This is a genomic window from Bacillus sp. XT-2 (assembly GCF_025696525.1).
In the GTDB taxonomy this organism is placed as follows: Bacteria; Bacillota; Bacilli; order Bacillales; family Bacillaceae; genus Bacillus; species Bacillus halotolerans.
Genome location: NZ_JAHVOC010000001.1, coordinates 1018916 through 1044436, shown reverse-complemented (window position 1 = coordinate 1044436; position 25521 = coordinate 1018916). Strand labels below are relative to the sequence as shown.

The 25521-nt window shown below is 39.8% G+C and carries 30 protein-coding genes, 1 other RNA gene and 2 pseudogenes; 10 read left to right on the top strand and 23 right to left on the bottom strand.

What is annotated here, in order from left to right:
- The first annotated feature begins 362 nt into the window (after positions 1–362).
- Positions 363–447 (top strand): annotated as a pseudogene (locus KXD37_RS06010) (putative holin-like toxin).
- Positions 448–1105: 658 nt separating this feature from the next.
- On the opposite strand, the gene KXD37_RS06005 reads toward KXD37_RS06010, so the two are convergent.
- From KXD37_RS06005 to KXD37_RS05990, 4 genes are all read right to left on the bottom strand, one after another.
- Entirely contained in the window at positions 1106–2008 is a 903-nt protein-coding gene (locus tag KXD37_RS06005) for a tyrosine-type recombinase/integrase (protein WP_240671131.1), read from the bottom strand.
- A gap of 89 nt (positions 2009–2097) precedes the next feature.
- Positions 2098–2244 (bottom strand): hypothetical protein, encoded by a 147-nt coding sequence (locus tag KXD37_RS06000; RefSeq protein WP_223203879.1) that lies wholly within the window; start codon positions 2242–2244, stop codon positions 2098–2100.
- Positions 2245–2469: 225 nt separating this feature from the next.
- Entirely contained in the window at positions 2470–2889 is a 420-nt protein-coding gene (locus tag KXD37_RS05995; RefSeq protein ID WP_024121695.1) for a hypothetical protein, read from the bottom strand.
- 59 nt (positions 2890–2948) lie between these two features.
- Positions 2949–3695, bottom strand: coding sequence for an SDR family NAD(P)-dependent oxidoreductase (locus tag KXD37_RS05990; RefSeq protein ID WP_188323047.1), 747 nt, complete (start codon positions 3693–3695; stop codon positions 2949–2951).
- Positions 3696–3863: 168 nt separating this feature from the next.
- Between KXD37_RS05990 and KXD37_RS05985 the strand changes: the two genes are divergently transcribed.
- Together KXD37_RS05985 and KXD37_RS05980 are read left to right on the top strand one after the other, a co-directional pair.
- Positions 3864–4220 (top strand): winged helix-turn-helix transcriptional regulator, encoded by a 357-nt coding sequence (locus KXD37_RS05985; protein WP_024121697.1) that lies wholly within the window; start codon positions 3864–3866, stop codon positions 4218–4220.
- Positions 4217–4459: a hypothetical protein gene (locus KXD37_RS05980; protein WP_049809936.1), complete on the top strand. Its 243-nt coding sequence runs from the start codon at positions 4217–4219 to the stop codon at positions 4457–4459. The genes KXD37_RS05985 and KXD37_RS05980 overlap by 4 nt, the downstream gene beginning before the upstream one ends.
- A gap of 500 nt (positions 4460–4959) precedes the next feature.
- On the opposite strand, the gene csaA is transcribed toward KXD37_RS05980, so the two are convergent.
- The 7 genes from csaA to KXD37_RS05945 all read right to left on the bottom strand — a co-directional run bounded on the left by csaA (position 4960) and on the right by KXD37_RS05945 (position 9742).
- Positions 4960–5292, bottom strand: coding sequence for a chaperone CsaA (gene csaA / locus KXD37_RS05975; RefSeq protein WP_188323048.1), 333 nt, complete (start codon positions 5290–5292; stop codon positions 4960–4962).
- Positions 5293–5354: 62 nt separating this feature from the next.
- The gene (locus tag KXD37_RS05970; protein ID WP_263463394.1) at positions 5355–6077 is read right to left on the bottom strand and encodes a helix-turn-helix domain-containing protein; all 723 of its coding nucleotides are present in this window, start codon (positions 6075–6077) and stop codon (positions 5355–5357) included.
- Positions 6077–6829, bottom strand: coding sequence for a GNAT family N-acetyltransferase (locus tag KXD37_RS05965; protein WP_106021262.1), 753 nt, complete (start codon positions 6827–6829; stop codon positions 6077–6079). The genes KXD37_RS05970 and KXD37_RS05965 overlap by 1 nt, the downstream gene beginning before the upstream one ends.
- Before the next feature lie 77 nt (positions 6830–6906).
- Positions 6907–7482 carry a TetR/AcrR family transcriptional regulator gene (locus tag KXD37_RS05960; protein WP_263463393.1) on the bottom strand — a complete coding sequence of 192 codons (576 nt, stop codon included), beginning with the start codon at positions 7480–7482 and terminating at the stop codon, positions 6907–6909.
- 2 nt (positions 7483–7484) lie between these two features.
- Positions 7485–8189 carry an MBL fold metallo-hydrolase gene (locus tag KXD37_RS05955; RefSeq protein ID WP_106021266.1) on the bottom strand — a complete coding sequence of 235 codons (705 nt, stop codon included), beginning with the start codon at positions 8187–8189 and terminating at the stop codon, positions 7485–7487.
- A gap of 76 nt (positions 8190–8265) precedes the next feature.
- Positions 8266–8751 (bottom strand): GyrI-like domain-containing protein, encoded by a 486-nt coding sequence (locus tag KXD37_RS05950; protein ID WP_188323051.1) that lies wholly within the window; start codon positions 8749–8751, stop codon positions 8266–8268.
- 52 nt (positions 8752–8803) lie between these two features.
- Positions 8804–9742: a helix-turn-helix transcriptional regulator gene (locus tag KXD37_RS05945; RefSeq protein ID WP_106022150.1), complete on the bottom strand. Its 939-nt coding sequence runs from the start codon at positions 9740–9742 to the stop codon at positions 8804–8806.
- 206 nt (positions 9743–9948) lie between these two features.
- Here KXD37_RS05945 and csk22 point away from each other — a divergent pair, with 206 nt between their 5' ends.
- Positions 9949–10491 (top strand): mother cell-specific sporulation protein Csk22, encoded by a 543-nt coding sequence (gene csk22, locus KXD37_RS05940; RefSeq protein ID WP_095713089.1) that lies wholly within the window; start codon positions 9949–9951, stop codon positions 10489–10491.
- A gap of 30 nt (positions 10492–10521) precedes the next feature.
- Here the strand turns inward: csk22 and czrA are convergent, their stop codons facing one another.
- Entirely contained in the window at positions 10522–10854 is a 333-nt protein-coding gene (czrA, locus tag KXD37_RS05935) for a Zn(II)-responsive metalloregulatory transcriptional repressor CzrA (protein ID WP_024121707.1), read from the bottom strand.
- Positions 10855–11045: 191 nt separating this feature from the next.
- Between czrA and KXD37_RS05930 the strand changes: the two genes are divergently transcribed.
- Entirely contained in the window at positions 11046–11720 is a 675-nt protein-coding gene (locus tag KXD37_RS05930) for a lysozyme family protein (protein WP_024121708.1), read from the top strand.
- A gap of 92 nt (positions 11721–11812) precedes the next feature.
- Here KXD37_RS05930 and KXD37_RS05925 read toward each other — a convergent pair whose 3' ends face one another.
- Both KXD37_RS05925 and KXD37_RS05920 read right to left on the bottom strand, forming a co-directional pair.
- Positions 11813–12349 (bottom strand): DUF420 domain-containing protein, encoded by a 537-nt coding sequence (locus KXD37_RS05925; RefSeq protein ID WP_003231280.1) that lies wholly within the window; start codon positions 12347–12349, stop codon positions 11813–11815.
- A gap of 137 nt (positions 12350–12486) precedes the next feature.
- Positions 12487–13269, bottom strand: coding sequence for a VLRF1 family aeRF1-type release factor (locus KXD37_RS05920; RefSeq protein WP_024121709.1), 783 nt, complete (start codon positions 13267–13269; stop codon positions 12487–12489).
- 170 nt (positions 13270–13439) lie between these two features.
- On the opposite strand from KXD37_RS05920, the gene KXD37_RS05915 reads away from it, so the two are divergent.
- The 5 genes from KXD37_RS05915 to desR all read left to right on the top strand — a co-directional run bounded on the left by KXD37_RS05915 (position 13440) and on the right by desR (position 18045).
- A complete protein-coding gene (locus KXD37_RS05915; RefSeq protein WP_024121710.1) occupies positions 13440–13937 on the top strand; it encodes a hypothetical protein in 498 nt (165 codons plus the stop codon).
- Positions 13938–14001: 64 nt separating this feature from the next.
- The gene (locus KXD37_RS05910) at positions 14002–14979 is read left to right on the top strand and encodes a S66 peptidase family protein (protein ID WP_263463392.1); all 978 of its coding nucleotides are present in this window, start codon (positions 14002–14004) and stop codon (positions 14977–14979) included.
- A gap of 157 nt (positions 14980–15136) precedes the next feature.
- Positions 15137–16195 carry a fatty acid desaturase DesE gene (desE, locus tag KXD37_RS05905; RefSeq protein WP_106021272.1) on the top strand — a complete coding sequence of 353 codons (1059 nt, stop codon included), beginning with the start codon at positions 15137–15139 and terminating at the stop codon, positions 16193–16195.
- A gap of 119 nt (positions 16196–16314) precedes the next feature.
- Positions 16315–17427, top strand: a complete 1113-nt coding sequence (gene desK, locus KXD37_RS05900; RefSeq protein WP_024121713.1) for a two-component sensor histidine kinase DesK — start codon at positions 16315–16317, stop codon at positions 17425–17427.
- An 18-nt stretch (positions 17428–17445) separates the two neighbouring features.
- The gene (gene desR, locus KXD37_RS05895) at positions 17446–18045 is read left to right on the top strand and encodes a two-component system response regulator DesR (protein ID WP_010334571.1); all 600 of its coding nucleotides are present in this window, start codon (positions 17446–17448) and stop codon (positions 18043–18045) included.
- Between the two features lie 330 nt (positions 18046–18375).
- Here desR and KXD37_RS24075 read toward each other — a convergent pair.
- The 9 genes and pseudogenes from KXD37_RS24075 to KXD37_RS05855 form a co-directional block, all read right to left on the bottom strand.
- Positions 18376–18452, bottom strand: a pseudogene (locus tag KXD37_RS24075) (lipoprotein); the annotation flags it as partial.
- Positions 18439–18903 (bottom strand): sodium:solute symporter family transporter, encoded by a 465-nt coding sequence (locus tag KXD37_RS05890; protein ID WP_255002748.1) that lies wholly within the window; start codon positions 18901–18903, stop codon positions 18439–18441. The pseudogene KXD37_RS24075 and the gene KXD37_RS05890, both read right to left, overlap by 14 nt.
- A 682-nt stretch (positions 18904–19585) precedes the next feature.
- Positions 19586–20449: a LysM peptidoglycan-binding and 3D domain-containing protein gene (locus KXD37_RS05885; RefSeq protein WP_095713095.1), complete on the bottom strand. Its 864-nt coding sequence runs from the start codon at positions 20447–20449 to the stop codon at positions 19586–19588.
- Positions 20450–20684: 235 nt separating this feature from the next.
- Positions 20685–22472, bottom strand: a complete 1788-nt coding sequence (gene recQ / locus KXD37_RS05880; RefSeq protein ID WP_263463391.1) for a DNA helicase RecQ — start codon at positions 22470–22472, stop codon at positions 20685–20687.
- Between the two features lie 143 nt (positions 22473–22615).
- Positions 22616–22802, bottom strand: a non-coding RNA gene (gene ssrS, locus KXD37_RS05875) — 6S RNA.
- A 232-nt stretch (positions 22803–23034) separates the two neighbouring features.
- Positions 23035–23661: an FMN-dependent NADH-azoreductase AzoJ gene (gene azoJ, locus KXD37_RS05870; protein WP_255002752.1), complete on the bottom strand. Its 627-nt coding sequence runs from the start codon at positions 23659–23661 to the stop codon at positions 23035–23037.
- A 151-nt stretch (positions 23662–23812) separates the two neighbouring features.
- Complete coding sequence (locus KXD37_RS05865) at positions 23813–24304, bottom strand: TraR/DksA family transcriptional regulator (RefSeq protein WP_255002754.1); 492 nt, start codon at positions 24302–24304, stop codon at positions 23813–23815.
- Between the two features lie 122 nt (positions 24305–24426).
- Positions 24427–24771 (bottom strand): PH domain-containing protein, encoded by a 345-nt coding sequence (locus tag KXD37_RS05860; RefSeq protein ID WP_024121720.1) that lies wholly within the window; start codon positions 24769–24771, stop codon positions 24427–24429.
- Positions 24772–25155: 384 nt separating this feature from the next.
- Positions 25156–25359: a DUF6501 family protein gene (locus KXD37_RS05855; RefSeq protein ID WP_024121722.1), complete on the bottom strand. Its 204-nt coding sequence runs from the start codon at positions 25357–25359 to the stop codon at positions 25156–25158.
- Between the last annotated feature and the right edge of the window lie 162 nt (positions 25360–25521).

Sequence of the window (25521 nt, the reverse complement as noted above, 5' to 3'; positions counted from 1 at the left end):
GAACCTGGGCTATTTCAACAGGTTCTTTTTTAATTTCCCGCTATCATTAGTCACAAAAAAGTCGGAACTTTATTCTATAGAAAGAACATGAAAAGTATTTACAAGAAAAAATGACCAATAAACAAAGCAACATCCAACTTTTATTCTTGTATTGTTTCCATATTCAAATTGAATTTTTATAGACAATATATCAAAGGTTTTATAACCGAATACAAAAAAGAACCTGCATTTTGCAAGCTCCTTTCACGTTGTCAATATATTGTGAATGTTTAACGACAAGGACATTTATGTATAAATATTTCCTATAAAGTTTGCTCACTCAAGGGAGTCTTGATCATCCCCTAATGAAAGGGGGTGATGCTATGTCAATATTCCAGGCATTAATGCTAATGTCTTTCATTCGAGTCGTTTATAATCGCCCTGTTGACGTATATAAATAAAAAATAGACCTCCCTTGAGCCTCAGAACCTAAAGGGATAGGTCTACCAAGAAACCATATCGAGCAAGCCCTATGATGGGCAGCTTTTTGTACAGAGCCGGGGTGTTGGTAGCACCCTGGCCTTTTATGTTAAAAAGAAGATTCAGAAACTAAGTCAAAAAAAAATGAAGATATCGATACTAACATTTAATGCCTATTGAGAGTTCCTAGGCATTTTTTTGTGCAACAAAGAAAGACCCAGATCAAAAAGTCTAGGTCATACTGGTTCCTTCTATTCGCTTTGATATTTAGTACGTTTTCGTTGATTTAACTACGTTTATGACAACTCTTAAATGTATACTTCGGGTCACAGTTGGGGTCACACTCAGGTCATAACATGACTTTTACCGGTTTCAAATCATCCAATACAAACTAATCATTGTACAGTAATCTCCCCTATTTCTCTTCATTTCATATTTTCACAACAAATTCAAACATACAATAACAAAGTACTCCTTGCATTTCCTCACCCGTCATGCTATATTCATATAGCGATGAGCTGAATTGTGTAAGCCGATGTACATGCCCTTTGCAGCACACACGAATGTGGCGTGTTCAAAGAGGTACTACAAAGCCTTACACAGCGTAGCTCATCGCTTTTTTAATTCTGTCAGGTCACAGGTGAGGTCACGATTTTAATAATAAATCCATCTTATCTGCTGCTTCTAGTTGCATTGATGGAAGAGCGTGACTGTATGTTCCTAATCTTTGTTTAATATCAGAATGACCTAACCTCTCTTGTACTATTTTTGGACTTACTCCAATACTGATTAGATACGTAGCATGTGTGTGTCTCAGTGCATGAGGTTTAATCTTTGGTAATCTTAGCTGTTTGCGTATTGAGTGAAATCCCCTTCTCCAATTACAAGGCGGCAACCAATCCCCCATTTTCGTACATACCACTAAATCTAGATCATTGTATTTTACTCCTGCTTCTATCTTGTCCCTTTCAACCAACCTTTTATGTTTCCGTAAGCTTTCACATAGTGACTCAGGTATATTAACATTTCTGTATGAGTTAACTGTTTTAACTTCTGGCTCTAACCCATAGTTACCTTTATCATCTATCCTACATAGTGTTTGGCGTATTGTGATATACCGTTTTTCCCAGTTAATACTCTTCCATTCTAACCCCAGAACCTCACCCATTCTCAAACCAGTCTTAATGGATATTTCATAAGCAATGTAATGTCTTGATGGGCGTTTAAGTTTTGAAGTATCCAGGAAACGTTTAATTTCTTCAGGAGTCCAAGTCTCCACTATGCTCTTTTCTCTTGGTAAGTTCAATTCATCAAAGATGGCCATATCAATTTTTCTTCTTCGTGATGCCTTTTTGAATATGCTCCTGGTTACCTGTACTGCTCTTCTTACTGTGTCAGCAGATACTTTTCGTTCAAAGTGGAGTGTATTTATGTGTTGCTGCAATACATCCTCTGTGATCTCATCGAATTTGTATACCGATAAATAAGAAAGAACATTGTATTGAAGTATCTCTCTATAGTTGTTAAATGTACTTGGTCTAAGCTTCACTCTTTTTGATTCTAACCAGGATTCAGCATACGTTCCAAATGATTCAGGTATCTCAGGTAAGTAGTTCTTTTCTTCTTCAACCTCAAGAATTACCTGTCTAAGTACCTCTTGAGCTTCTTTATAAGTCTTAATCCCTTTTCTTTTACGCTGAATTCTCTTTTTGTTATTGGATGCGTTCCACCTGAATAAACAAAATAGTATGTTCCTGATTTTTCATCTTTTTTAACTTTTGTCATTCTGCTCACCTTTTTAAGTGAACACAAGGGAAAACGTACTAAAGACAATTATAATGACATGCTTATAAGAAGTCACACAATATATAGAGTGGACAGCAGCACACTAGGTTCGGAAGAATGTTCCGACCCTTTAACGCCCCTCTCTTCCCTTGTGATAACAAGAATACCCATCCATATTTTAACACACTGCATAAAAAAGACCCCCAGCTAAAGGGAGTCTAGTTTTTAATAAACTTCATCTAAAAGTTTCTCGCTTAAATCCTTAAATTTACCTTCATCTTTTAGAGCATTAAGAAGCGCTATCACTTTCTTTTCTTTAATTCCAAGAACTTTAGATAAGATATCACGCACTTCTGCAAAGTCAGGGACTTTCTCATTATGTAACTCCTGACTTGAAATGCCTTCAACCTCTTTTCGATACTGTTCTGGTGGCTGAGGACTATTTAGAACACGATCATTTAAGACTGATAAGATATATTCCAATTCTCTTCTTTTCTCACTATAAATATTATGTTGAATTAACCAATTGGAATAAGGGTATCTTGGATCATTCAGTTTTGCATTACTAAGCTTTAAGATTTGCCATTTAAGCTCTTCAATTTCTTGTTCAAGAAGTTCAACCTTTTCTTCTAATTGATTAGTCATTTATAGCCCTCCTGTGAATTATAGAAGTATCCAAAGTACCCCTTCTCTGCGCAGTGAAATTATACCTGTGCTAGCCCGCCATCTACGAACAATTCAATACCCGTCAAGTAACTGCTTTCGTCTGAAGCAAGGAAAGATACAGCGTTTGCTACTTCTTCAGGTGTCCCAACTTTTCCAGTTGGAACAGTATTTCTGGTATTTTCCATTGCTCCTTCAAGTGCATCACCAAAAAGCTCATCGTATGCAGGTGTAAGAATAACTCCTGGACTAACCACATTTACACGGATTTCAGTACCTTTTAGGTCAAGAATCCAGTTGCGAACTAGTGCTCTTAATGCTGCTTTAGATGCTCCATATACACTAAACGCTGGGTTGCCAATTGATCCAGCAGTAGAGCCCGTTACAATAATAGAACCTACTTTGTCCGGGAATAGTGATAACGCTTTTTGAACAGTAAAGATGGTTCCTTTAACGTTAATGTCGAACGTTCTATCAACCTGCTCTTCAGTAATTTCACCTAATGGAAGGAAGTTTCCGGTGCCTGCATTAGCAAAAAGAATGTCCAACTTACCTTTTTCCTGCTTTATAATGTCATATAGTTTGTCTAAGTCTTCAAGCTTAGAAATATCACCTTGAACACCGGTTACGTTCTTGCCAATTTGGTTAACAGCTTTATCAAGTTCGTTTTGTCTACGTCCCGTGATATAAACATATGCACCTTCGTTTACAAATTTTTGTGCTGTAGCAAGACCAATCCCACTTGTTCCACCCGTTACAAGCGCTATTTCACCTTCAAATTTACCCATACTTAACACTCCTTTAGAATTAATTTTATTTTATGTCTAGTACCTTTAAGTACTTGAAGAACAACTTACAAGATATAGTATCCTTCAGTAAGCACATTATCGGAAGTACCCACTTTTTTGTGATATAGTAACTAAAAAGTAATAAATGTGGAATGGAGAGCTTTAGACATGAAAAAATTTAGCTGTGGGTTTGAAGTGACAAAGGAAGTTATTGGCGGAAAATGGAAAGGCCTTGTATTATACTTTTTAATGAATGGACCAAAGAGAACGAGTGAATTAAAGCGCATTATCCCAAATATAACTCAGAAAATGCTGATTCAAACACTTAGAGAGCTTGAAGCCAGTGGACTTGTGAGCAGAAAGATGTATAATCAAGTACCCCCGAAGGTTGAATATTCATCCACTGAACTTGGAGAATCTCTTAAACCTATCTTGCAGGAGCTCTGTCAATGGGGAGGCCATTATGCGGAGCAAGAGTATGCAGAAGGTGAATATGAAATTGTACAACCAGAACAACTAAAGTGAGGATTGATGTAGCTGCTGAAGTAAATGCTAAACAACTTCAATACCATCACCTGACAGATGAAGAACAGTCAGAAATAAATGAGATATTCAATTATGAAAGTGAAGTTTTAATAAGAAGTATCATGGACTATATTCAGGAGAACTTTGATGAAATTCAAAAAAGAGCTGTTTCAAATGTTAAAAAGAAGGTTCAGAAACTTAGCCAAAAAATAAATGAAGATATTGATAATAATATTTAATGCCTATCTAGAGATAATAGGCATTTTTTTGTGCATAAAAAAGACCTGAATTAAAAATCCAGGTCACATTACTCCCCTGTATTCACCTTATTATTTAGTACGTTTTTATTGATTTAACAGCATTTATTCACATCCACAAAACGGTGTTTCAGGTCATAATCAGGTCACAGTACGGGTCACAGTTAAGTCAATTTTCTGAGTTTGGACAATAAAACACCAGCTTAATATCGTCATACAATTTAACAATATTACGATTGAATTTTGTGTTTTCGCTTACTTTCGACAACATCATACAAAATAAGACAAGTTTTATTACGTTTTCAATTACAATAACAAAGTACTCCTTGCATTTCCTCAACCGTCATGCTATATTCATATAGCGATGAGCTGAATTGTGTAAGCCGATGTACATGCCCTTTGCGGCACACACGAATGTGGCGTGTGGTGCATCGCCTCAATACGCAAAGACGTTTGCCTCTTAGGCAAACGTCTTTTTTGTGTTATCCGATTTTTGTTCCGTTTGATAATGGTTGTTCAGGCTGAAGCAGGACGACATCACCTTGGCCGGGAATGCCGCCGAGGACTAAGACTTCGGATTTAAAACCTGCGATTCGGCGCGGCGGGAAGTTCACGACAGCGATAATTTGTGTGTTGGTCAGTTCTTCCGGGCAATAGCGCTTTGTGATTTGCGCGCTTGATTGTTTAATGCCGATATCTTCTCCAAAATCAATGAACAGTTTAATTGACGGATTTCTTGCTTCAGGGAATTCTTCCGCTTTGATAATGGTGCCAGTTCTGATATCCAGTTTTTCAAAATCTTCAATTACAGCCATCATTATATCTCCTTTTTCTTACTATTTTAAAAGAGACACCTGCTAAATGTTTAACCAAAAGCTCATATTTTTTTATCCGAATGAAAGGTGTTCCGGTATATTCGGGGTGATACACCTGTACTTTTTACAAACCATCTTGTAAAAGAAGAAAGGTTTTGAAAGCCGAGCGCTTGACTCACGACAGTCAGCGTAACATTTTTCTCAATCAGCATCCGTTTCGCTTCCTCAAGACGGAGGTCAGCTATATAGGCTTTAGGGGACTTACCGGTCTGTTTCTTAAACCAGCTTGAATAGTAAGCTGGGTGATAATGTTCAATTTCCGCCAGCTTTTGTATTGTCAGCGGCTCAGACAAATGGCTATGGATGTATGCGATTGACGCATGAGTATGGGTTTGCAGTTTTTCTTTTATGTATTGAACAAGCAGGTGGAGCGTGTGCGCTGAGCGTGTGTTTGCTTCCTCTATTAATAAGTGCCTGATCGAAGACCAAAAAGGATCGATTGCAGCTTCAATCCCTGCGGCTGCATGATGCTCCTCAATTTTCATCGCCTGAAGCGGCACATCCAGCACAAGACATTCATTTCTGCCAATAGAGCGGAACCGGTGCTCGCACTCTGGCGGAATATATAAAAATTGATCCGGCTTTAATTTGACCTGCCGATCCTCTGTTTCAAGATCGATATTCCCTTCAAGGGGAAAAAGAAATTGGCTGTACGTGTGCTTATGTGAGGAATAAAGGCGTGTATATGTCCGTTTTTCACAGATAATCTCTTGAAGCGAATTCATCAGCCATCCTCCTTTTTGATCCGGTAATGGTGTTCCGATATAGGCAAGAACCCAATTTTTTCATACAAAGAAACGGCGGCTGAGTTTTCTTTCATCACTTGCAAGTACATATACTTAGCTCCATGGTTCATTGACCATTCAGTCAGAGCCCTGATGACTTGAGTCCCTGCCCCTTTTCCTCTATGTTCCTTTGCTACTACAACGTTGCTGAGTCCGCCATAGCCATCGATAACGGAAGCCGTGCCCACTGCTGTCAGGCTGCCTTGGTCATACATAGTGAAAAAGGTTTTACACGGCTGTATTCGTTTGAAAATGCTTGTATAGCCGCAATGCCGTTCTGGTGAAAATTCTTCTAATCGGATAAAATCATCAATCCATGAAGACGATGGCTGTTGCTCCCACTTATATGTAAATCGGCTGTTGTCAAAAGTACGATCTAAAATATCGCAGCATGATGCTGTCATCTGAAAACATTCATCAATCTTTTCATATCCGCTGTCTGCCAATGCATCATCCAGTCCTTCCGGAGATGCGTCACTGATTTGAATACAAACGGGCAGACCTAAACTTTTATAGAAATGCTCGATCTCTTTTTGGTAATCTCCTTCTGGCATGTCCGCCGATGTCCATACGCTGTTCGCCCGTTTGGTTACGCCAAAGTTCGCTCTGAGAAGCCATTTCCCCATTCTTTTTTGAATATAAGACGGCCATGATGCTGCCGCTAATTGCTCAATTTTGTAAATATCATGCATCGCCTCTTGCTCTCCCTTATATATACTGCATGATATATTATACAATATTCAGAAATATAAGACATACATTATTTAGTTTACATAATACTTTTATTGTTTATTGACAGACCCGATAGAAATAATCGAATTGAAAATGCTAAGCTTTCTGAAATGTCTTCCTTTAATTCAAACGCTTCTTTTCCGATTAAAGTCGCGAATCCGTGCAGCAAGCTTCGCAGCCCTCTTGTTGCATGGATCACAGTCTGTTCGTTTGCATAACCGCTGTCAATTAGCAGTTTCGTGACAAGACGGACAATCTGGTTTGACAGGCTTTCAGCTCTTTCATCTTGAATTTTAAGTAAAGTCGCTTCATAATAACCCGGATTTTCAACTGCAAACCCAACATATGCATCGCCTAAAGATAGCAAGGCGGACTCCCCCTTCTGTTCTTTGACGGAATCAGCCATCGTATCAAAAAGCCTTGTCAAACCGCTAACGGCAAGCTCTGTTCTGATTCCCTGCAGCCCGCTTATGTGATTATACAGAGACGGGGGCCGTACATTCATTTTTTTAGAGAGTGCGGCTAGTGTTACGCCGTTTATTCCTTCCTGATCAGCAATCTCTGCCGCCGCTTCTATAATCATCTTTTGATGTAATCCTGCTCTCGGTGACATGGTCAGACCCCCTTCTTTGCTTTTTGAATTGCTAATTTCATCGACTGTTCTGGTGAAGCAAGGAAATTCCCATGTCCGACCGCGAGACAGCTCGGCGCCTTGTCAACAAGCCATTCCGCGCTTCTTACAGCAGCCTCCTTATTCCAAGTGGCGAAGGCAGGAAAAGGAAATGTCCATCTCATCTGGCCGGAGACGGCTATTCCCCCGCGTAGTTGAAATGCATCCCCAGCTATTACAATTCCGTTTCTTGTGTCCAGAAACGACATGCTTCCCGGGGTATGACCTGGGGTTGAAATCGCAAGGAGAGAACCGATTGTTTCGCCACCCGCCAGCAAAACGTCAGGCTTTGTTTTGATATTTTTTGGAATTCCTCCTTTTATAGGCGTCTGCGGTTCATCTTTCCGCAAAGAAACATCACCTTTTAACAAGAATGAATCACGCTCGGATATGACAACCTTTGCATGAGGAAAGGCTTGGGACAGTGCATCCAGCGAACCGACATGATCACCGTGCGCATGAGTCAATAAAATGTGTTGTAACGGTTTTCCCAGCTGATTCACTGCTTGGATAATCCCTTTATAGCTGTTCGGAAGACCAGTATCAATTAAGGTTACTTCATTTTCTTCCTCTACAAGATAACAATTGACCGGAAATAATGTCGGATAAAACGTCAGCTGCCGCACAGTTTGATTCTGAATCATTCTCATATGATAACTCCTCCTGAATAAAAAACTAATGGTGTTAGTTTTATTATTAACTAATACCATTAGTTTTTCAAGAGTGTTATACCAAGTTTATGGCGACAAATATTTTAACCTGCGCCCGCTGCGGTGAAAGCGCACTTTGATCATACTGCTCAAAGTCTCCTGAAAACGTACGCAAATGGCGCTTATCCCAAGACCAGATTTCCTTCCATGTGTCGAGTACAATGTCTTCAATAGGACCGATTCTTGAAGTGAAAACAGCATAAGCGGAAGCCGGTAAATATATATCCTCATAAGGTTCCGAAAGCATGTCGCTATGCTCGGTAAAAGCGCCGACAGAAAATGTGTACAACCCATTCTCCTGCTGTTCGTAATGAGAGTATAAAGCGATAATGCTCTGATCTTTTTTATTAGGCGGAAGTAACACGCTCGTATCCTGCTGCCAAAATCGATTCCATAAGAGCGGGATTTGTCTTTTTTCCGTCATTTCCAATGCATTGCTTGTTCTTTGTGACAGCCCTGAAAAGCGCTTTTGTTCTAAATGTGTCATATGTGAATAGCTCATATGATACCTCCTTTTACCTAGATTATAAAAGAAGAAACCTGACAGCATTGTGTCAGGTTTCATATATTTTTTGCATATGAAAAATCGTTTCTTTTACCTTTTCCCGGATATGAAGGGGTTCCAGGACCTCAATATCCTTGCCAAATTGCAGCAAGAAACCGATCAGCCATTGATCCTCAGGCAGAGATATCACCGCTCGGCAGGCTTCATTATCATTAAATAGAAGGACATCATTTCCAAACCATTCACTTATACGCTGATGCGCACCGGGCTGGACAAGAATGACCAGTTCAGTTAAACGGTCCTTTCGATACCAATTCGCATCCCAAGGCAGAGTCTCCAGCTGTATGTCTTTTCTCTTAAATGATTGATGTAAAACAGTCAGATCTTTCATCCGGCTTAATTTAAAAAAACGGAAATCGTTTCTAACCAGACAGTAGGCGTATAAATACCAGCGGCCTGTCTTGCACACCAACGTGTAAGGCTCTGTTTCACGGAGAAGTGTTTCCCCGTTTGCATTTGTATATGTAAATGATATGGTTGACGACCGATCGATTGCATCACTGATGTTTTCTCGAAGCGCTTTTTGGTCCTCTGTTTGTCCCCATGCCGTCATGTCAATAAACCATTTTTCCGTTTCTCGCTTAAATGCCTCTGCGGCCTGGTCAGGTATGAGATGTTTTATTTTTTGATAAGCCGCGCTGTGAGAAGCGGGTTCATACATCGATGAGACACTCTGCAAAGCGGAAGCAATAGCAAATAGCTCCTCTTCTTTCAGCCACTCTCTTTCAAGCCGATACGTTTCCATCACACTGATCCCGCCCCCGGCGCCTTGTGAGGTTACAATCGGAATGCCCGCTCTGCTGATCGTATCAATATCTCGGTAAACCGTTCTGACTGATACTTCAAACAAATCAGCTAGCTCAGCAGCCTGCACTTGTTTTTTGCTGATTAATAACATCACCATCGCTAACATACGTTCCAGTTTCATTTTTCGCACCTTGTCTCCTGCTTTTATTTTCCAATATTATCATACCATTTTATGAGGCTTGGGCATATCTATTATGCAGCCTAAAGGCATCGTGCATATGTTATGAAAACAGGGGCCTCCCCTTCTTTTTTTATGGGCATTGTTTATTTAGACTACTATTTCAAAACGGATAAGCATACACTTCTCAACGGAGGGGATATCACATCATGCATCTTACACTTCAAAGCGTTTATCCTGTCGTGATTATCGTCTTTTTTCTGTATAAAAAAATCAAGCGATCCATCGGATATCAGCCGCTGAAGCCTCGCTGGCTTTTTACTCGTATGATTCTTTTTTCAATGTTTGCATTCGGTCTCACCATCTTCAGTCTCATTCATCCTTTTTTATACGGATATTTCATTATCGGCATTCTCGGCGGATGTCTGCTGGTTTTTTTCGCCAGGAAAAATCTCTCCTTTGAAAAACGCAGAGGAAAAATTTATTTTCGGACTCATATTTGGGTAGAGCTTATTCTGCTAACCCTATTTCTATCTAGATTTCTTTATCGTGTAACAGAGCTGTACCTTGCCGCGCCTGATTTACACAGCCTGGGATCTTACAGCCAATCTATCGGTACTGATCCTTTCACGATTGGCGTCTGTTTTCTGATCGCCGTCTATTATATCGGTTTTTCCTCTATTGTCATCAAAATCAGCAGAAACGGGCTGGAACAAAATGGGCACAGTAAAGAAAAAGACATCCTTGCTTAATCGCGACATGCGGCAGCAAGGATGTCTTTTTTAATCGTGTCTTGTATGATGGATCATTTGCTGAAGCACATCTAAAACATGCTCATCCTCGGGAGAATAGTAGATTGATGTTCCTTCTCTGCGCGATTTCACGAGCCGTAGATTTTTTAAAAACCTGAGCTGATGGGATACTGTTGATTGCAGTAAATTCAGTTTCTCAGCGATCCCGTTCACAGCATGTTCACCCTGAGAAAGCAAATGGAGAATTCTGATTCTCGTAGGATCAGAAAGCGCTTTGAAGGTTTGTGCGACTAGAAATAAAGTTTCTTCGTCCAAATCGGTCACCGTTTCATTCGCACGGTCCGTTTCTCGAAATTCAGTCATGTGTCTCACCTTTCTTATTTCATAGTTTTATCTTATAACAAATGACCTTTCATGCAAACCTGTCTCTTCTTGTTCCAATTTAATCTCATAGTTTAAATTTATGTTTCAAATCAGGTTTTCACTTGGTCTGGTATACGTTCTGTGTCATAATGAAAAAGTCATACTGCTGCAAACATTGAGGGTGAAACACAGTGAAGAAAAAGAGAAAAGGCTGTTTCGCTGCTGCGGGTTTTATGATGATTTCTGTCTTTGTCATGGCCTCTTTTTTATTGGTCCTGCTTTTGTTCAACCGCGATTTAATCAAAAAACTTCCGATTGACACGAAAACAATTGTCCTCGAACGTTTAACTGATTATAAACCGCTGGTTGAGGACGAGCTTGAAAATCGGGGACTCTCCAATTACACATCGCTGATACTCGGCATGATGTATCAGGAGTCAAAAGGAAAAGGCAATGATCCGATGCAGTCCTCTGAATCTCTAGGGTTAAAGCGTAATGAGATAACAGACCCTCAACTCAGTATTAAACAAGGCATCAAGCAATTTACCCTCATGTACAAAACCGGTAAAGAAAAAGGTGTGGATTTGGATACGATTATTCAAAGCTACAACATGGGGGCAGGTTATATTGATTTTGTAGCTGAACATGGAGGAACGCATACTGAGGAATTGGCAAAACAATACTCCGAGCAGCAAGTCGAAAAAAATCCCGGGCTTTATACTTGCGGAGGAAATGAAAACAATTTCCGTTATCCGTATTGCTACGGTGATTACACGTACGCGGAAAAAGTAAAAGAAAAAACGAAAACTGTTGAAAAATCTTTACAAGTTGCAACACTTGAAACCATGGAATCAACGGCTCATTAAAGGAGCCTGTCAATTTACTGACAAAGCCCAAAACGATATTTGGGCTTTTGTTATGTTTACCAACCTCAAAAAAGCCATACAAAGTATGGCTTTTAATAATACGGTGATATCATCAAATATACAATAACGCCTGTAAGGCTGACATACAGCCACAGCGGCATTGTCCATCTGGCAATTTTTTTATGGCGCTCAACCTGCATGCTGAAGCCTCTGATCAGCGTAAACAGCGCAAGCGGCACGATAATTGCAGAAAGGCAGATATGCGTAATTAAAATAAAGAAGTAAATCGGACGCATAATACCTTCTCCGCCATACAGCGTATTCTCCGCAATCGAATGGTATGTGACATAGCAAATCAAAAACAATAAAGTTGTCGTAAAAGCAGCTAAAATAAAGCGTTTATGCGCCTTAATGTTTTTTTGTTTAATCATAATCAGTGCCGCCAACAAGAAGATAAACGTAAAGCTGTTGAATATCGCATTCAGCATTGGCAAAATGTGAATATTCGCATGGCTGAACTGATCTAATTTGGGCATAAAAAACAGCACTGCGATTAAACCGTTAATCAGAACTGTCAGTGTTAGGACAATTCCAGTATAATTTTTCGGTTTATTTTCTGTTTGATTCATTTGGTGACCTCTCCTAATTTGTACTGGCTATCCAAATCGTATGCAAATTCAACGGAGATGTCAACGTTTTCGATGGCTTCGTCAGAAATTAGACACACTTCAGAAGGCCGGCGCTTTAATAGCACCAGCCTTTTGGTTTATGCCTCTTGCATTAAATGGTCAACAACCTTATGTTCATTTTCATTCAGCAAATTCTTTTGGATTTTCGAATGAACGGGTTTGTTCATATGCTGATCGAGGATGTCAGCCGTTTCTTTATCACCGGCAATGATCATCCGCTCCCATTTTTTTGCCGCGGCCTTTTGGTCGAGGTTGGCCGCCAGCCGCTTGTACAGTCTCGTTTGATTCTCCGTTACATGATTCTTCAGCTGTTCCTCTTCTAATGAAGCCGATGTGGTTTTAGAAGACTGGCTGCTCTCCCATGATTCATTGATTACGTCATATTCATAATGTTCCACCGCTTCAATTTTGCCTAAAACGGTTTCTATAATTTTCACTTCATTTTGCTGCGTTAAAATAAAAGCCGTGCTTGGATACGTTTTGCGCAAATTCTCCAGCTGATCAAGTACAGCTGTCTCTTCCCAGTAAAATTTTGTTTCAACAGGAATTTGAAGCTTGATCGCTTCCCATATACCGCTATTCGAAACAAAAAACACGAGGCTGCGCGGCATGTTTTTTCCTATTCCGTTAAGGTGCTGATAGATTTTGTCCGTGATTGCATTCAGACACTTTTCTTCCTCAGGGTCACTTGCTGCCAGATATTCTTTTAATCTGCCGAACCCTGACTTAAGGGCAATTTTCCATTCTCCCCCTTGCTGCTCTGGATCCCTCATATCTGTGTTGAGATATAATGAGAGAATTTTGTCCGGGGATTCCAATTGGACATAACGCAATTTCTTAATCAATGAATCAATCGGCATTCATATTCCTCCTTTTGCAACGGGTTACTTTTCTTTTTCCTCTCTTAAAACCAATCAAACCTTCCTTGCACTAAATTCTAGCAATTATGGATTTATCATTTACAAACGCCTCTTCTATCTACTACAATTGGTTACTGTGTTTCTAACTATTTTTTGAAAGGGGTTTGATTTTGATTACCACTAAGGAAAAAAACCGCCAAGAGCTTGAAGAAGAGCTGAATCATTTAGAATTTCAAATTTATCGCATGCAGGAAAATATAAAGGATCTATCGAAAGATGCCAGAGTGCTTGGTATTGATCAATCGAAAGATGAAGATTGGATGATTGTTTCCTCGATTGATGATGGCCAAACATGCAAAATTATGCTCACAGATTGTGAAACAGCTTATAGAGGGAAAAGCTGCTTTTCACTTGTAGCATCCTATCAGGACGATGCCATTCATATTGGGGATATTAAAGGGCCTCCGAATTACGGCTTCGGTTCTATTTGTATGAAATATTTAAAAGATATTGCCAGAGACTGCAATATCCCGAAAGTTACCGGCGACATAGCCAAACGGGATTGGAATCATGTGGACAGACTCATTCATTTTTATGAAAAGCATCAATTTGAAGTATCCATTGACTACGATACACAATCAGGAAGCATTAAATGGACGGATTTCTAAAAAAGTCTGGAAGAATATGCCGAGATATGCTGTAATGGTGTAAAACTGTTTAGGAGGACCTGAAGTGTTTGCACCCAAACTGAAACCGGGAGACGAAATTCGAATCGTGTCTCCCGCCACCAGCATGTCCGTATTAACAAATGAAGCAAAGTTGCACGCAAAAACGACATTAGAACGATTGGGTTTTCGGGTGACCATTGCTGAATACGCAGAGGAGTTAAACGAATTCCAGTCATCCTCTATCGAATCAAGAGTAAGTGATCTGCACAGCGCCTTTTTTGATCCCGAAGTCAAAGCTATTTTAACAACACTCGGCGGATTCAACAGCAATCAGCTGCTGCGTTATCTTGATTACGAGAAAATCAAACAGAATCCAAAAATTCTTTGCGGCTATTCCGATATTACGGCTCTCGCCAATGCCATTTATCAAAAAACCGGTCTCGTTACATATTCAGGCCCCCACTTTTCTACGTTTGCAATGAAAAAAGGATTGGACTATATAAAAGATTATTTTCTGGCTTGCTGCGCTTCGGATGAAGCCTTTGAAATCCTGCCATCACAAGAGTGGAGTGATGACCAATGGTTTTCAGATCAAGAAAACAGGCACTTTTATCACCATTCCGGTCCTATTGTGATCCAGGATGGCTATGCTGAAGGCACATTGATTGGCGGCAACCTGTGTACACTTAATTTGCTGCAGGGAACGGAGTATTTTCCGGAAACAGAAAATACAATTTTACTGATTGAGGATGATTATATGTCGGACGCAAACATGTTTGACCGCGATTTACAATCGCTCATCCACCTCCCTTCTTTTTCAAATGTAAAGGGGATATTGATCGGCAGGTTCCAAAAAGCATCAAACGTATCAATAGATCACGTAAAAGCGATAGTTGGTACAAAAAAAGAATTATCCGGCCTCCCCGTCATCGCAAACATAAATGCCGGGCATACCTCTCCAATTGCCACGTTCCCTATTGGGGGAACATGCAGGCTTGAAGCTGTTTCGGGTACATCACGAATATGGATCGACAAACATTAAACAGCTTGTAAAATCTTTTTACAAGCTGTTTTCACATCTGCACGTCATCTCAGTCCACATGACAAATGTCATATATGATGTATGATGTGTGCTACTACAAAGACATCCTTCTCTTTCGTATACTTAAGCGAGACACACAATGAGAGGATCCTTTACTATGACTGAACCAACCCTTAAACACAAACAAAAACTGCTGACAAAGCAAGTCGCTGCTTTTGCTCAGCCCGAAACAAAAAACAGTCTGATTCAGCTTTTAAACACGTTTATCCCTTTCTTCGGACTGTGGTTTCTTGCTTATTTCAGCCTCAATGTCTCCTATCTTCTTACTTTAGCATTAACAGTGGTTGCCTCAGGGTTTTTGACAAGAATTTTCATTATCTTTCATGACTGCTGCCATCAATCATTTTTCAAACAAAAGCGCTATAACCATATTCTCGGTTTTCTGACAGGTGTTCTGACTTTATTCCCTTACCTTCAATGGCAGCACAGCCATTCGATTCATCACGCGACCAGCAGCAATCTGGATAAACGCGGAACAGGTGACATCTGGCTGTTAACGGTAAACGAATATAAAGCCGCATCTAGACGCACAAAACTTGCATACAGACTTTATAGAAATCCGTTTATCATGTTTATTCTCGGACCAATTTATGTTTTTCTGATCACCAACCGTTTTAACAAAAAAGGTGCAAGACGTAAGGAGCGTATGAACACGTACCTTACAAACCTGGCAATTGTGTCATTGGCTGCTGTTTGCTGCCTGATCTTTGGCTGGCAATCGTTTTTGCTGGTGCAAGGCCCTATCTTTCTGATCTCAGGTTCAATCGGCGTGTGGCTGTTTTATGTACAGCATACATTTGAAGACTCTTATTTTGAAGCAGATGAAAACTGGAGCTACGTTCAAGCCGCTGTGGAAGGCAGTTCATTTTATAAACTCCCGAAACTCCTTCAATGGCTGACAGGCAATATCGGTTACCACCATGTTCACCATTTGAGCCCAAAGGTGCCGAACTATAAGCTTGAAGTTGCTCATGAACATCACGAACCATTAAAAAACGTACCGACAATCACCTTAAAAACAAGCCTGCAATCACTCGCATTCCGTCTTTGGGATGAAGACAAAAAACAATTTGTGTCATTTCGGGATATCAAACAAATATCTTTCCGCCTTCCGCCTGATTCAACAGAAAAACAAAAGCTGCGGGAGAACGCCTGACAATTAGGAGGTCTTCTTATACAACAAGAAGACTTCCTTTTTATTGTTCGGTGGTGCAATCTGGCTTTTACAATGGTAAAGTTACATTTAAGATGAAAAGCTGAAAATGAGGTTATATCATGATCAAAAAGCATTTTACATTTCAAAAACTAAGCGGGATCACGCCTTATATATGGACGATATTTTTCATCCTGCCCTTCTACTTTATATTTAAATCATCTTCTACATTTGTTATTATCGTCGGAATTATTTTGACGCTTTTATTTTTTTCGGTTTATCGATTTGCTTTTGTCTCAAAAGGCTGGGCCATTTATTTGTGGGCGTTTCTGCTAATCGGCATTTCAACCGCCTCCATTACGCTGTTCAGTTATATTTATTTTGCTTTTTTTATTGCGTATTTTATTGGAAACATAAAAGAACGTGTCCCTTTCCACATTTTATATTACGTACATTTAATAAGCGCAGCTGTCGCAGCGAATTTCAGTCTTGTGTTAAAAAAAGAATTCTTTCTGACACAAATTCCTTTTGTAGTCATTACCCTCATCAGTGCAATTTTATTGCCGTTCAGTGTCAGAAGCCGCAAGGAGCGCGAACGGCTGGAAGAAAAACTTGAATTTGCAAATGAACGGATTGCCGATTTGGTAAAATTAGAAGAAAGGCAGCGGATTGCCCGCGATCTCCACGATACGCTTGGTCAAAAGCTTTCTCTTATCGGTTTAAAAAGCGATTTGGCGAGAAAATTAATATACAAAGATCCCGAACAAGCAGCGCGTGAGCTGAAAAGCGTTCAGCAAACAGCGAGAACTTCTTTAAATGAAGTAAGAAAAATCGTATCCTCTATGAAAGGCATCCGGCTCAAGGATGAAATCATAAATATCAAACAAATTCTCGAAGCTGCTGACATTACATTTATCTACGAAGTTGAGAAATTGCCCGAAAATATCTCATTGCTTAATGAAAATATTTTGAGCATGTGCTTAAAGGAAGCTGTCACAAATGTTGTGAAACACAGTCAGGCTAAAACATGCCGAGTTGATATTCAGGAGCTCTGGAAGGAAGTTGTTATTACAGTGTCTGACGATGGAACATTTCAAGGAAGAGACACGTGCTTTTCAAAAGGACATGGCTTACTCGGTATGAGAGAGCGTCTTGAATTTGCAAACGGGAGCCTTCACATCGACACCAAAAACGGAACCAAGCTTACCATGACGATTCCTAATAACTCAAAATAAACAAAAAGGATGGCTTACATGATTAGTATATTTATTGCGGAAGATCAGCAGATGCTGCTGGGCGCTTTAGGATCACTATTGAACTTAGAAGACGATATGAAAGTTGTCGGCAAAGGAACAACCGGACAGGATGCTGTCGAATTCGCAAAAAAACATCAGCCCGATGTATGCATTATGGACATTGAAATGCCCGGAAAGACAGGCCTTGAAGCTGCTGAGGAGTTAAAGGATACAGGCTGCAAAATTATTATCTTAACCACTTTTGCCCGCCCCGGCTACTTTCAGAGAGCCATTAAAGCCGGTGTTAAAGGCTATTTGTTGAAGGACAGTCCGAGTGAAGAGCTCGCGAGCGCCATCCGAAGCGTCATGAACGGAAAGCGTATCTACGCACCTGAGCTGATGGAGGATATGTATAGCGAGGCCAACCCTCTCACAGATAGAGAAAAAGAAGTGCTCGAACTTGTGGCTGACGGAAAAAACACAAAAGAAATCGCCCAAGAACTCAGCATTAAAAGCGGGACGGTGCGAAATTATATCTCTATGATTCTGGAAAAGCTTGAAGTGAAAAACCGTATAGAAGCCATTACGCGCTCAAAGGAAAAAGGCTGGTTTAAGTAAAAGAGGATCTTGGCATATGTCCAAAATCCTCTTTTGTTCATCTGCTACTCCCCACGCTGAAACAGGAGATATGTTGCCGCTCCAAGAATGAAAATAACACATCACATGACGCCAGCTTGACGTGCTTCCATGGTGTAATATCAACCTGCGGGTCATAATCAGGCTTGTATTCAATTTTGAAACCGCAGCAAATGCCGGTACTTTTTTCGTAAAGAAGCCACGGGGACATTAAAGAACCTGATCATCTCTTGAAGATTCTATACTGGAAGGCATAACACACGGAACTTTTATAGACAGAAGAAAAGAGGAGTAAACACATGATCTACTCCTCTAATTAGTTTCTTGCCTCTTCACTTCTTCATAGTCTGGTGTTTTCTTTGATAAACCAAGGCGTCATTTTCGCCATTCATTGTTCATTGACATACCGTCCACCTCTTGATGATAGCTGTATAGCTCTATGGCGCGTATAAAACAAATGGTGCTATGACATGGATACAATCCCGAGGCTGCAACAAAAATGCGCCCTGATTTGACAATTTCACCTTTACCATCATCTGGCTTGAACATTGGCTTGTATATATTTAATGTAAACAAGGTAACTGTACTGTTTAAAGCCCCACTGAAAGAGCTTAAAATCGCCCTGAATAAAATAGCGGCAAAAACACCAGTAAGTGACGCTGGCGATAAGTCGATGATCAATCGAGGGTATACACTGTCAGCATTTCTATTCCGAAGCCATACAAATGAAAAGGCAGTCACTCCCGGAACTACTATATAATACACTCCGATCAGTTTAAAAGCCCCCTTCTGGCCTTCATCTGAATGTTTAGCGTCTAACGCACGCTGAACAAATTGCATGGTTCATAATACAGGTGATTCACTAATAAACCTGTTCAAATCGTCGGCCGGGATACATCTGCCGAATTACGAATATCGATTGATTGGGTTTTTCAATTATGTAATGCAGTCAGTCTTGCAATTCTGCTCCCAAAGCTGCCATCTTCGACTGCAAGAACACCGAGAACCACAATAAAAAAATCGCCTAAAATTAAACCAATTCCGTATATCACATCTGCTAAAAGCAGCTGCTATCAGCCCGCCAAAAAAATGTAGCAGTCGTTACGCAATAATGAAGGAAATCAGCTAAACCGCCATGAACGTGCTGATGCCAAACGTCTCCGTAATGCGGAAGACAAGAGCCTTGAATACAGCACTGTTGCTGGAATGAAACAGCATAACCTATGATCGCTGCTCCAAAAAATCAGGTATCGCCATGACTCCTGTTTTTAAGTAACGCGGGCGGCGCACTTGCTTCCCAAGACATGCTGTCATAGAGCCCGCGTAGCTTTGTCCATTAATCAAAGTAAAAGCCAGCACACCTTCTGCAAAGACAGTAGATGACAGGAGCGTTTACCTTCTATTCATCGAAATCAGAAGGAGCACAATTTTTCTTTTATCAGCGTATTATGTTTTACGTCTCTAAAAAACAAAAAAAGGACACGAGCTTAGAGCTACATGTCCTTTATCTTCATCTATTCTATTAATTTAACACTTTTACACTTACTGTTCTGACGCCCCAATTATGTGCATCACTTTTGTTTGGTACAAATACGTCAATTTTATTTCCTTTTATTGCGCCGCCAGTGTCTGCTGCTGTTGCTTCTCCATAACCTTCAACATAGACTTTAGAACCAAGCGGAATCACGTTTGGATCAACCGCAATAACTTTAGCATTCGGGTTCTTGTTTAAGTCGATGCCTGTTGCTGTAACGCCGGAAATGCCGCCGTCGTTAGCAGAGTAAGCAGTAGCAGTAACAGTTAGTTCTTTTGCCGCTTCTTGTTGATTTGTATTAGATTCAACAGCCTTTTCTTCTGTTTTAACAGAAGTTTCTGCTGCAGCCTTTGTTTCTTGTTTTGGTTGCTGTTGAACAGCTTCTTGTTTTGGTTGCTCTTTTTGCACAGCCTCTTGTTTTGTTTCAGTTTGAGGTGCGCTTGTTTGCGCATTCTCAGTCACTGTGTTTGTTGCTGTTGCCTGACCTTTTACTGAAAGTGCAGATCCAGCATAGATCATGTCAGAGCTTAAGTTATTCCAAACTTTCAGGTTGTTAACTGTCGTACCGAATTTTTGAGCAATCTTAGAAAGCGTATCTCCCGCTTTAATTGTATATTGCCCAGAAGTGGTTGTTTCTTCTGAAGAAATGGTCAGTTTTTCTCCCGCAATGATTGTATCAGAAGTTAACTTGTTCCATTCTTTTAGGTCCTTTAGGTTCACTCCGTTTTTCTGAGAGATCCCCCAGAGCGTATCACCCTTTTGCACCGTGATTTCTTTTGCAGAAGCGTGAGCTCCGAATGCAGTTGTTGAAAGTGCTGCAACTGCTACAAAGGACATAATCGTCTTCTTCATAAGTAAATCCTCCCTTGTTAGCTTTTTATTGGCGGCTAACAGGTGATATCGTAACACATGTAAATGTCAAATCAATAACAAAAAGATATGATTTAGATTACAGTTCCTTTACATGAAGGATTTCTCTCCGTTGGAAAGTCTTACTGAACCCTTGATATAATAGGCTTTTCAAGTCTTTTAAGTTTGGGTCAAAAAAAAGAAAAGAAAATGTGTTTTTCAAAGAAAAAAGGTTGATTTATGCTTTTTTTGAGTCTGTCACCTGTACATAAGCTTGTATTTCTTCTAAAAAAAGCCGGCCATATTTTGCTCTTTTTTGTTCTCCGACTCCTTTTATAGACAAAAGTTCCTCATCATTTACAGGCTGTTTTCCTGACATATCTTTCAGCGTCTGATCAGAAAAAACGACAAAAGGTGGAACACCCTGCTCCGCCGCAATTTGCTTGCGTAAGGTGCGCAGCCGTTCAAATAGCTCGTCATTTTCCGTAATGGCTTCTGCTTTTAATGCTTCTTTTCTCGCTACCGATAATTCGCCTCTCAGCACATTTCTCCCTTTGCCGCTTACAAAAAGAGTCGGAAATGTTCCATCTGACATCCTAATAAAGTCGTCAGCGATCAGAAATTCAATGAAGTCGCTGATTTCACCGACTGATCGGTGCTTTAATATTCCGTATGTTGAAAGGCTGCTAAAGCCGTTTTCGAGTACTTTTTTATTTTTTGATCCAGCGAGCACCTGCGCAACCATCGTCTTCCCAAAACGTTCATTCATGCGAATGATACACGATAAGACCATCTGCGCTTCTCTCGTCACGTCATGGACTGTTCTTGTATCTGTGCAGTTTCCGCACTGTCCGCAGGCTTCAGGCTGCGTTTCTCCGAAATACATCAGAATAAATCGCTGCAGACAATCTTCCGTATGGCAGTAGTCAACCATTTGCCGCAGTTTTTTCAAGTCCTGCTTTTGCTTCTCTTCATTTTCCGATTGCTCGATTAAAAAGCGCTGTACCATAATATCCTGCGGAGAAAATAAAAGCACACATTCACTGTCGAGGCCATCCCGGCCAGCTCGTCCTGCCTCCTGATAGTAGCTTTCCATATCTTTCGGGATTTGTGCATGAAGAACAAACCTGATATTTGATTTATCGATGCCCATGCCGAAAGCAGATGTGGCAACCATGACCTGCAGCTCATCGTTCAGAAACCTTTCCTGCTGTTCTTTTCTGACTTCGTCCTGTAAGCCCCCGTGATACCGCCCTGCGCTGACCTGATTTCGTTTTAATCGCTCATATATCCGATCTGCTTCTTTTCTTGTCGCGGTATAGATAATGCCTGCTTCATGTTTGTTTCTTTTTACATACTCTTCAATAAAACGATCTTTGTTTTCCCCTTTTGCAACTTTTAAAGTCAGATTATCACGGAAGAAACCGGTATACACCGTGTTTTCTTTTTGAATATGCAGCTGGCTGCATATATCATCATGCACCTCAGGTGTTGCTGTTGCCGTTAATGCCATGATGACGGGTTTGTCATTTAACTCACGAAACAGAATTTCAATGTTTCTGTAGCTTGGCCTGAAATCATGGCCCCATTGAGAAATACAGTGCGCTTCATCTATTGCTACTAAAGGAACGACAATGCTTTGCAAAATACGAATAAATTCTGTTGAGGTTAACCGCTCTGGTGTAATATAAAAAAGCTTATAGGCCCCTTCTTTCAGGCCGTTCAGCCTTTCATATATTTCTTGATTGGTTTGCGAACTGTTGATGTAAGCGGCTTTGATTCCCGCTTCTTCAAGAGCATCAACCTGATCCTTCATTAAGGAAATTAACGGTGAAATGACAATAGTTGTTCCTTCAAATATCAAAGCCGGAATTTGATAGCAAATTGATTTCCCCCCGCCCGTCGGCATGATGCAGGCCGTGTTTTGTCTCGCTTCTGTCACCGAACGGATGGCTTCCTCCTGCCCTCTGCGCAGCTTTTCATAGCCGAAATAATGCGACAAAAGAGATTGGGCTTTATGTAACATAACGTGTAACCCTCGCTTTTCCTTCAATTTCTCCCATCATATCACAAAAAATAACCCTGCATTTCTTCTCGGATGGAAATTGAATTTTCGATATAAAAATCCTTTTTCAGATAAAATAAAAAGCCATTTCCATAAAGGAAATGACTTTCGCTACATCTTGCCGTATGCAAGTAAGAAAGTTTTAAACCACCACTCCTCAAAGTGGGTGTTTGCAGAAACGTTCCTGTCGTCCTCTACAATGGAGGCATGACATTCCGGCTTCGATATAAAACTCCCTATTACAGCTTAAAGGTTAAAACTTAATTAACAATACGTACAAAGTAGCTTCTTTTATATAGTACACCATCGGACATATTTAATCAAGGGGTAGATCAATTGTTCAGAAAAACTTTTTTGCGTCCATAAAACTGTTTTTTTCGCTAGTATATCTAATAACTCGACAAACAAAAAATATATTACGATAAAAAAACGGCGTTTTTTGGCGGCAAGAAGTCATCACTTTCTTCTATATAATATGTACACGCAAAAAAACTCCTATCTCACGGATAGGAGTCTTCATTCATTAAAATTTAACAGCAAGCTCTTTCGCTTCTTGTAAACCTTTTTCAACAATTTCTTGTGCTTTATCAGGAGCTGCGTTATGTCCCTCGATGATAACTGTGTGCAAGTCTTGAACACCCCAGAAACCAAGAACTGTTTTCATGAAGTTTAATGACATTTCTAGTGAAGCCATTGGCCCTTCTGAATAAACGCCGCCGCGCGCGTTAAGAAGTGCAACTTTTTTGCCGCCCATTAAACCAACTGGTCCTTCTTGTGTGTATTTGAATGTAACGCCTGCGCGAGACAGGTAATCCACATAAGTATGAAGCACTGCTGGCACTGTGAAGTTCCAAAGCGGGAATGCGAACACCACTTTATCAGCTTTTACAAATTGGTTCAGATATTTGTCAGCTGTTGCAGCTTGTTTTTTCTCTTCCTCAGTCATTTCCATACCTTGACCTGCTTTAAATGTTCCATTAATCATATCTCTTCCAAGGTAAGGAAGGTTTTCTTTATGAAGATCTAATTCAATCACTTCATCATTAGGGTTGTTTTCTTTATATGCAGTTAGAAATGCTTCGTATAGTTTAACTGAAACACCTTCTTCAGCTGTACGGTCACTTGATTTTACAAATAAAACTGTAGACATTTGTATTCCTCCCGGTAAACTTTTTATATTAACTTACAAATAGTATGTTACTTTCTTTTTTATGCAAAGTCAATCACTTTATTTCGAATATGAGATTTTTTTCATAAAAAAAAGCAAGTACACTTCATATCGGTGTACTTGCTTGCCATTTTCAGTTTGAATCCTGCTCACGGTCTAAAATCTCATACGTTTGAGAGCTTTTTTGATCAATTGTTTCTTTATTAGATAGATCTTTGACCTGTTCATGAAACTCCCTTTCGAATGACGGAGCATCCGTTTCCAAATCGTCCTCTACATCAGCTTGGGCTTCCACTGTCATTTTTGCGTACGGAACAGCTTCCAATCTTTCGTACGGAATGTCTTGACCTGTTTTTTCACAAATGCCGTACGTTCCGTCTTTTATCTTTTGTAAAGCCTGATTAACCTCCTCCAAAAGTTCCCGGTCTATTTCTTTTACCGTTTGGTCTGTCATGCGGTCTGTTACAAGCGTTCCGTGGTCAGCCATATGGTTATCGACCCCATTAGACAGCTCTCCTACTTCTTCAGTCATTGATTGTGTTTTCTTTTTTTCGCCAGACAATTCTTTTTGCATATCAAGCAATTTATGGTAGAGATGCTGAGTTTGTTCTTTAGTCAGTGCCATGTGTATCCTCTCCTTTTTTTTCTCTGTTCCCAGTTTTGAATACTGACAAACCAAAAAAGCGTTTTTATGGCACAAAAAAAGCCAAACCATTCTTTGGGACGGCTGGCCTCAGTCAGTTTTATTCAGCTGCATAAATACTTTGTCAGCACCGCTTGCACTTCGCTTAAATCGGTATCTTTCGCAAATTCTAATTCAAAGGTTTTGCTTCTTGTCATTAATAAAAGTCCAGTATCGGGATCAAACATTCCCGCTTCTTGAATGGCAAAGCTTTCAATCGTTTTATATGGAAGAAATACACGAACCTTCTTTTTAGAAAACACCTTATTATCAAAGAAAATGATACGTTTGTTTGTAAAGCAAATTTGGTCAACCCGGAGCTTATAAATCGATTCTATTCTTTCCCCTTCAACGAGCAAAGCTTCAAGCTTCTTTGCGTCAGTTGATCTGCTAACAGAAAAAATACCCAATGAAGAACCCCTCTTTCTGCATTTATCTATTTTTCTTATGACGAGATTACATTAAATAAAATAAGTCCTTTATCCCTATATAAGAATACGACATAGAAGACATTTAAACCATTACGAACAGATTACATTTTTCAAATTTTTGATTTGTTTCTTGTCTTTTGAATTGTTGTCATCATGTAGTACGCACCAAAAGAGAAAAAAGTTTCATTTTCCGTAAATATTTTTTGAAAAATGAGTTTTTTAATGTTTCTTTTGTGTATCTGTTTTATTTTCCCTTTTTGAATCAAAGAAGAACCGCAGCTTAGCTGCGGTCCTTTGCATAACCATCCGTATCTTCAATTGTGACATCTTCTGTTTCTTCTCCCTCAGGAATTCGATCGGTGATTATACCTCTTCAAAATATTCTTTATAGTAACCGCCGATTTTATTTGTATTATCGACGACAAACAGAAATTCCTCTGTTTCATTCTTCACTTCATATTCTTTCCCTGGAGTTAATACGCGATTTACAATGTATTTTTTTGCGTTTGTCTGAACACACTTTACTTTTTTAATGGTTTCTTTTTCAAGCCAATTTTTATGTATCATGATGAAATCTCCTTTACTTGTCTATAAGCCTATTGTAGCTTTTTTCTTTTGTAAATTGCAATATCGGTTATTCATTGATTTTGCCTTGTTTTCTAGTATAGAATGTTTGTATACGCTTACTTCCACAGTAACGATCGCAGCTAATTCCTGCTCTTCAATGAA